General features: G+C 58.8%; 7 protein-coding genes. All 7 read right to left on the bottom strand.

The window, feature by feature from the left end:
- Nucleotides 1–251: 251 nt before the first annotated feature.
- The gene (locus ACTQ40_RS03265; RefSeq protein WP_117746107.1) at nt 252–1,187 is read right to left on the bottom strand and encodes a hexose kinase; all 936 of its coding nucleotides are present in this window, start codon (nt 1,185–1,187) and stop codon (nt 252–254) included.
- Between the two features lie 56 nt (nt 1,188–1,243).
- Nucleotides 1,244–2,125, bottom strand: coding sequence for an aldose 1-epimerase family protein (locus ACTQ40_RS03260; protein WP_441563331.1), 882 nt, complete (start codon nt 2,123–2,125; stop codon nt 1,244–1,246).
- Nucleotides 2,126–2,503: 378 nt separating this feature from the next.
- Nucleotides 2,504–3,028, bottom strand: coding sequence for a galactose-6-phosphate isomerase subunit LacB (lacB, locus tag ACTQ40_RS03255; protein ID WP_006234831.1), 525 nt, complete (start codon nt 3,026–3,028; stop codon nt 2,504–2,506).
- Nucleotides 3,029–3,091: 63 nt separating this feature from the next.
- Entirely contained in the window at nt 3,092–3,520 is a 429-nt protein-coding gene (gene lacA, locus ACTQ40_RS03250; protein ID WP_006234830.1) for a galactose-6-phosphate isomerase subunit LacA, read from the bottom strand.
- A gap of 310 nt (nt 3,521–3,830) precedes the next feature.
- A complete protein-coding gene (locus tag ACTQ40_RS03245) occupies nt 3,831–4,841 on the bottom strand; it encodes a hypothetical protein (protein ID WP_441563330.1) in 1,011 nt (336 codons plus the stop codon).
- Between the two features lie 416 nt (nt 4,842–5,257).
- Nucleotides 5,258–5,596: a PTS lactose/cellobiose transporter subunit IIA gene (locus tag ACTQ40_RS03240; RefSeq protein ID WP_055252615.1), complete on the bottom strand. Its 339-nt coding sequence runs from the start codon at nt 5,594–5,596 to the stop codon at nt 5,258–5,260.
- A gap of 214 nt (nt 5,597–5,810) precedes the next feature.
- Nucleotides 5,811–6,815, bottom strand: a complete 1,005-nt coding sequence (locus ACTQ40_RS03235) for a LacI family DNA-binding transcriptional regulator (RefSeq protein WP_427718989.1) — start codon at nt 6,813–6,815, stop codon at nt 5,811–5,813.
- Nucleotides 6,816–6,972: the final 157 nt, after the last annotated feature.

Here is a 6,972-nt window from a genome sequence, read left to right as displayed (position 1 = left end):
GACATGCCGGGGGCGGACCGGGACGGGTTCAACGGCAGGCCCCGCCGACCGATTGCAAGCGGTCGGCGGGGCCATTGTGGCTCTTGACAGCGGATTGGGTCATATGAGCGAAAACGCCCCTAAGCGAGCAAGGTGACGTGAAAGAGGAGGGCATTGACCTTTTGGTCATGCCCGACGATTGAACGTCAGATTGCCGCTTAGAGGCGTTTGCAGCGTCGCGCCGTTACGCGGTTTGGTAAAACCGCGTAACCCTACAGTTCAGTCACGACAACGCTGTTGTAGACCTCGTCCCAGCGGTCCATGACCAGGTGGCCGGTCTTGGGATCCATGGCGTTGAGCTTGCCGCAGGTATTGGCGGTCTTGAGCACCGTGACGTCGTCGGCACCAGCAGCAATGGCATGCGCAAAACCGGCGATGGTCGAGTCACCGGAACCCGTCGCGTTCACAGCCGCAATCGCGGGCGTCTTGGCGCGGAACGCGCGGCCCTCATGGAAGCCCACCGAGCCGGCAGCGCCCATCGAAACGACGACCCAGGGGATACCGGCAAAACGGTCATCGGCGGCTAGCGCCTCGCGCAGGGCATCGACATCATCGGTCGTAAAGGACGTACCCAGCAGGCCGTTAATCTCGGTCAGGTTGGGCTTTACGAGCTCAGGCTTAGCGTCGGACTCCAGCGCGGCCTCCAGCGATGCACCCGAGGTGTCGAGTAGCACCTTGGCGCCCGCCTCCTCGGCGATCTTGACGAGCTCGGCATAGTAGCCGGCATCGACGCCGCGCGGCAGCGAGCCCGAAAGCGTCACAACGTCCGCCTTCGCTGCAAGCTCGGCGAACTTGGCCGTAAAGGCCTCGAGCTCTGCCGGGGCGATCTGCGGGCCGCTCTCCAGCAGCTCGGTCTGATTGCCCTCGTGCAGAATATTCAGGCAAATGCGCGTCTCGCCGGCAATGGGCACAAAGTCGTTCTTGACGCCGTCGGCATCCATGAGCTCGGCCATATAGGCACCCATGTGACCGCCAAGCAGGCCAGTCGCGAGCACGTCGTCGCCCAACTGCAGCAGCACGCGGCTCACGTTGAGGCCCTTGCCGCCAGCGGTCTTTTCGGGCGTCACGCGGTTAACATCGTCGATGATCAGCTTGTCGAGCTGATAGCGCGTATCAATCGACGGGTTCATGGTAACGGTCAGAATCATATTGAACTCCTGTTTCCGGGGCACGACACGCGCGACCCCAAACATACGATAGCTCGTTAAAGGATCTCGATCTCAAAGCCGCGGGTGACGGTCTCCCCCGGCTTGGCCACCAGCCAGCCGCGCTTGTGCTCCAGGACATCGTCCTCGTCGGAGCAGGTGGACAGGCCGCCCCACGGTTCCACGGCCACAAAGTCACCCTCGGGCTTGCTCCACACAATCAGGTACGGCATATCGGGGAACGTCAGGCGCACGCCCTTGTCCTCGGTCTTCTTGGTCAGCGTAACCACGCGGCTCTCGAGCACGTCAAAGATGGTCTCCGCGAAGTCAAAGAGTTCATGGGTCAGCGGCAGGTCATGGCCAACCATCGGGTTCTTGCTGCGATGCTCAACATCAATCAGGCCCGTCGAGGGAACGGCAGTGCAGAGGTCGGTGGCCTCACGCTGCTCAAAACGAAGCTCGTAGTCGTCATAGGACTCGCCCTCGTCGAGCGGGCACTTAAAGCCGGGGTGACCGCCCACAAAGAACGGCATGTCCTCGGTGCCCTCATTGGTCACCTCGTACGACACGGCAACCTTTTCCGAATCGATCGTGTAACGAGCAACGATCTTAAACGGATACGGGTACTGCTCGAGCAACTCGGCATGGTCGGCAGAGCTTAAGCTCAGCGCAACCATGTTGTCGCTCTGTTCCTCGAGCTTCCACTCCTGCTTGCGCGCAAAGCCGTGGCGGGCGAGCTTTACCTCGCGGCCGCCCATGGTCATTGCGTGGCCGTCACGAAGGCCACCGCAGATCGGGAAGCAAATGGGGGCCTGGCCCGACCAGACTGCCGGATCACCCTGCCACAGGTACTCACGGCCGTTGGCCGCAATAGAAGTGAACGACCCGCCCGCCGTGCTCAGTGCCACGCGGATAGAACCGTTATCAAGAACAAACTCCATAGGAGCCTTCCCTTTCTTACGACAGCCCACCAAGTCAATAGGGCTGATAGAAAACCGGCCCGCGCCCCCTCACAGAAACGCGAGCCGTCAATTGAAAAGCTGCAGAATGCCGGGTACCGCCAAGAGCGAAGCACTCAAGCCAAGCAAGCAAACGTGTTATCGGAGCAGCTTACTGAACCAGAAAGCTTCGCAACAACAGCGGTAACCCCACAGGTGCCCCCAACGTCAGCGAGCGGCGATCAGGTGCCCCAGGTCGCCGCGAAAGAGGAGCGACGCGTACTTCATGTACGCGAGCGACGGTTTGAGTGGCGAGATGGGGTGCCTGGGCGTCGCGCAGCGTTGACCCGTTACGCGGTTTGGCAAAACCGCGTAACCCCACTAGTCGTGGTATTCGCCGCGGTCCCACTTCTCCAGGAACTCGTCAAAGAAGTGTGGGTCAGCCTGAGCCTCGGCGTCGGCCTTATTGCAGGCATCGATCTTGGCGATCAGGGCATCGTGCTCGGGGGTCTTCTCGTAGGGCTCCTCCAGGAAGGCAAGCATGATATCGGCCATCAGGAACTCACCGGTGATCTTGCCGCCAAAGCCCACGATGTTGGCGTTGAGCTCGCGACGGGCATACAGGGCAGAGGTCATGTCGCGAACCAGGGCGCAGCGGGCGCCGGGAACCTTGTTGACGGCGTTGGTGATGCCGATGCCGGTGCCGCACAGGGCCACGCCAAAGTCGGCCTTGCCGCTGGCAACAGCCTCGCCCACGGCCTTACCGTAGATGGGATAGTGCGTACGGGTGTGGCTGTAGGTGCCGCAGTCGAGCACCTTGTAGCCAGCCTGCTCCAGGCGGTCGGCCAGATAGATCTTCTCGTCCGTAACGATATGGTCGCAACCGATTGCGATGGTCTTCTTCATCAGAACGTCCTTTCGTCTGAATTCACAAGTTGAGGTAGAAGTTCGAGTTCTCGGTGGCTCTCGTTAGGCCATCTTGTTGAGCATGTCGACACGGATCTGGTGACGGCCGCCGGCGTACTGTGCACGCAGGAACTCGCGGGCGATCTTCTTGGCGACCTCGGTGCCCACAACGCCCGGGCCCATGGTGACCATGCGCGAGCCGTTGTGCTCGCGGGTCATGTAGGCGGAACGCTCGTCGGAAATGTTGGCGACGACCATGCCCTTGATCTTGACGGCGGCCATATAGGAGCCGACACCGTACTTATCGAATGCGAAGCCCTGGGAATCCTTGTGCTCCAGCAGGTCCTTGGCAACGGCGGTCGCGGAATCGACAAAGTCCGCGGCAGGGGTCTCGGAATAGTCGACGACCTCGTGACCATCGGCGATGAGCATCTCCTTGATGGACTCCTTCATCGACATGCCGTCGGCATCGGAAGCGATTACAACCCTCATGACATCCTCCTTGAGAGATACGCAGGTGCGTTGTTTCTGTTTGGAAGTGTTGAATCTCGTTCAGGTCCGGGCATCTGAATGTGCGATTCTTCACTGTTCATGTTTATTTGAACACATTCGAACAGTAACTGCAACAACTTTTTGTTTATCTTTGTTCTTTTTTGAACAAATACCGTTCACGGATGATTGCTGACCGTTTGGACCGGGCGCGGGAGTAGCGACCATGTGTTCAACAAACAAAAGGGCGGCCGAGAACGTGTCTCGGCCGCCCTTCGGCGGTATTCCCCGGTATATACGGCAGCTTTAGCTACTAGGACTGGCCGCCCTTCTTGGCATGCTTGGACGGAGTGCCCAGAAAGCGGCCCGTCAAATAATTCGTCGGCCCGGAAATATCAATCCCCAGCAGTGTGTGCCCCAGCCACAAAAACGCCGCGAGCACCAGCAATGGGATAACGCACGAGGTCACTATCATCACTATGACACCTTCGATCAGATCGGTCACCTGCTGCACAATCTCATCGGTCATCTGCTTGGCGCCGCTGGTCACCGTCGTGACGAGACCCGAGGCGCCGTCGGCAAGCTGTTCAAGCACGTTCTTGGACTCTGCGGACTCAGTCTTTTTCTTGTTTGCTTTGGAGCTATCGCTGTCTGCCGCACTCGCAGCGTCAGTCGTCTTTTGCTCGGCCGCCTCGATGCTCACTCGATACGTTTCATCGACCTTCTGCGACACCCATACGCTCGCGGGCACCAACACCATGCTAATGATGGCGACCACCAGCACACGCGTTGCCACGCGACGAATGACCGTGCTCGTGCTCCAGCGTCCGTGAATGCCAAGCGACGCTGCAAAGAGCACCAGCGCAAACGGGATCAGGATGCCCAGGCCAACCGACCACAAAATCGTGAGTAAATATTTCTCTAGGTATAGCACGGCAAGCACGATACCAAGATTACCCGAAAGCTGAGCGAGCTGCTCGGCAACCGGCGTTCCCGTATCGCCCGGCAGCGCAGTGATACCCGCAGATAGGGCGACGCACGAGGTCGTGAGCGCCAATACATTGCCCTTCTTTTGATCGATGACCTCGATGGTGGAGTCCCAAGTCTTGGTATCGGCAAAATGCGGACGAGCCACAAACCCCGACAGCAGCGCCAGTGCCACGAGCGCAACGATGAGGCCAATCTGCAGTTTTTTGTTTGCGCACACGACATCGGATAGGCTGGGCTGCAGCTCGGTCACCGTTGTTTGCTCGGTTATCTGGACAGGACGCCCATGAGCCATCTCGCTCGCGTCTCTCTTTTGAATCGATCCGTTGTCCGGCATTTGGATACCTCCTCATTCCGGCCTGTATTGCGGATGGAAGTATACCCACCCAGCGAAAAACCGAACGGCAAGAGACGCAACAGACTGCTGCATGACCTGCCCGCCATGAAATGGGCCCATCTACTACGGTTAACTGCCCATCCCCGACCATGCCCCGTGGCGTAAAAACAAAACCACAGGTAGAACGCTTGCAGTTTTTCATGAAACGCGGGTGTGTTCGGGGGTATCGGGTTAAACGTAGTAGATGGTCCAGTTTCGTGGCGAGTACTGCTAACTGATCCTCCGGGGACGGGAACAGCGGGTCATTTTGGTCTATCGACCCCTATTTCGCCGCAACCGAGATAGATGGGATACAGAAAAGCCCTGCCGCGGATAGCGGCAGGGCTTTTGGAAGGGGACTTGGTTGTGCGGGCTCGTTAGGCGAGCTTGGCCTCGAGCTCGGCGATGCGCTTGTAGGCATCGATGGTAAAGCGGGCCTGCTTCTCCAAGATCATAGTGGTCATGAGGGTGTCCTGAGCGTGAGCCATGATGAAGGTCATCTCCATCTCGCCACCGCCGGCCTCCTGCGAAAGCAGCTTGGTCTGCGTGTCGTGGGCGCCGATAAGCGCATCGCTGGCATCCTTGTGCAGCTGTTCAGCCTTCTCAAAGTCACCCTCGCGAGCAGCATCGAGCGCTGCAAGCAGATCGGTCTGGGCGTCACCTGCGTATGCGACAATCTCGAATCCAACCATCGAGATTTCTTCTTTGGTTGCCATATTGCGTTCCTTTCACATATGAACCAACGGAGAGCATCGCGTCCGGGCATACGCGCTGCGCTGTGTATGACAGAAACAATAACATTCAAACAAAAAAGAACAATACAAAACGTAATTTCGAGCTATGAACGGTCACTTTTAACCCGCGAACGGTTTCCAAACCATTTCGAACAATATCAAACATGATTAACGGAAACCCAAACAGGACCGCGCCCTAACGCAAATCGTGCACCGTATCGCCCTCTACGAGCACGCCGGGGATCAGCATGTGCTCCACGCCAGACGCAACTCCCTCGGCGCCGGCGATCTTGTCGACTGCCCACATGCCGACACGCTTGTTGTCAAAGCGCACGGTGGTCAGGCGACGATCGGGCACGATGTCGCCCAGACTATCATCAACCCCCACCACGCTCACGTCCTCGGGCACACGCCTTCCGCGCGACTCGAGTCCGCGAATGCAGCCGTAGGCCATGGCGTCATTGGAGGCATAAATGGCAGTACAGGTCGGATCGTCCGCCAGAGCCTGGCCTGCGGCATATCCACTCCGCGCCGTCCAGTCGCCACGGATGAGTCGCGGCAGCTCAATACCATGCGCGCGCAATGTCTCGCGCCAGCCCTCCTCGCGCTGCATGCCCGAAAGCGAGCGTTCAGGACACGAGATAAAGTGCACGGTCTTGTGCCCCTGCCCCAGCAAGTACTCGACAACCTGGCGCGAACAATCGAACTGATCGTTATCGACCGTCGAGCACAGCGGGTGCTCCAGCATGGTAACGAGCACCGTCTGCATACCAGGCAGCGGCTCAAAGGTGCCAAAGTCCGCCGGCATGCGATTCATGATTACGACCATGCCATCCACCGGCAGTGCGCTCATGCGCGACGATGCGCTCTCGAGGGTATACGGATGTCCATCTACTTTAGTGAGGGTAATGGCGTAGCCGTGCTTATCGGCGGCGGCGGCAAAGCCCTCCATACGGTCGAGGTTGCCGGTACCGGTAATGTTGAACATGGCGACGCCGACGGTCTTAAACTTGCCGCGGCGCAGCGATCGACCGGCAAAATTGGGGCGATACCCCAGCTCGCGCATGGCGGCACGCACGCGCTCCTTGGTCTCGGGGCGCACGCTGGGTGAATCGTGGACGGTGCGCGAGACCGTCTGTTCTGAGACGCCCGCGAGGAGCGCCACATCCTTAACGGAAACCGATTTTTTAACAGCGGCCATAGGTCGATCTTTCTATGTCAACGATGCCATTGGTGGCACCCTACGCAGTCAAATGAAACGTCTTCAAGTATATCTAACGCCTCCCCCACCATACGCTCACCACCCAAAACCTACCGTTCACCGACATTTTTGCTTCCCCGAACGGCTTTTATCGCCC

This window comes from Collinsella sp. Sow4_D11, from assembly GCF_052116465.1.
Taxonomy (GTDB): Bacteria; Actinomycetota; Coriobacteriia; order Coriobacteriales; family Coriobacteriaceae; genus Collinsella.
This window is presented reverse-complemented; position numbering and strand designations above follow the sequence as displayed.

Excerpts from the sequence above, each read along its gene's own strand:
- ACTQ40_RS03235 (WP_427718989.1), bottom strand. The coding sequence starts at position 6,815 with ATGGCCGCTGTTAAAAAATCGGTTTCCGTTAAGGATGTGGCGCTCCTC.
- lacB (WP_006234831.1), bottom strand. The coding sequence starts at position 3,028 with ATGAAGAAGACCATCGCAATCGGTTGCGACCATATCGTTACGGACGAG.
- lacA (WP_006234830.1), bottom strand. The coding sequence starts at position 3,520 with ATGAGGGTTGTAATCGCTTCCGATGCCGACGGCATGTCGATGAAGGAG.
- ACTQ40_RS03245 (WP_441563330.1), bottom strand. The coding sequence starts at position 4,841 with ATGCCGGACAACGGATCGATTCAAAAGAGAGACGCGAGCGAGATGGCT.
- ACTQ40_RS03265 (WP_117746107.1), bottom strand. The coding sequence starts at position 1,187 with ATGATTCTGACCGTTACCATGAACCCGTCGATTGATACGCGCTATCAG.
- ACTQ40_RS03240 (WP_055252615.1), bottom strand. The coding sequence starts at position 5,596 with ATGGCAACCAAAGAAGAAATCTCGATGGTTGGATTCGAGATTGTCGCA.
- ACTQ40_RS03260 (WP_441563331.1), bottom strand. The coding sequence starts at position 2,125 with ATGGAGTTTGTTCTTGATAACGGTTCTATCCGCGTGGCACTGAGCACG.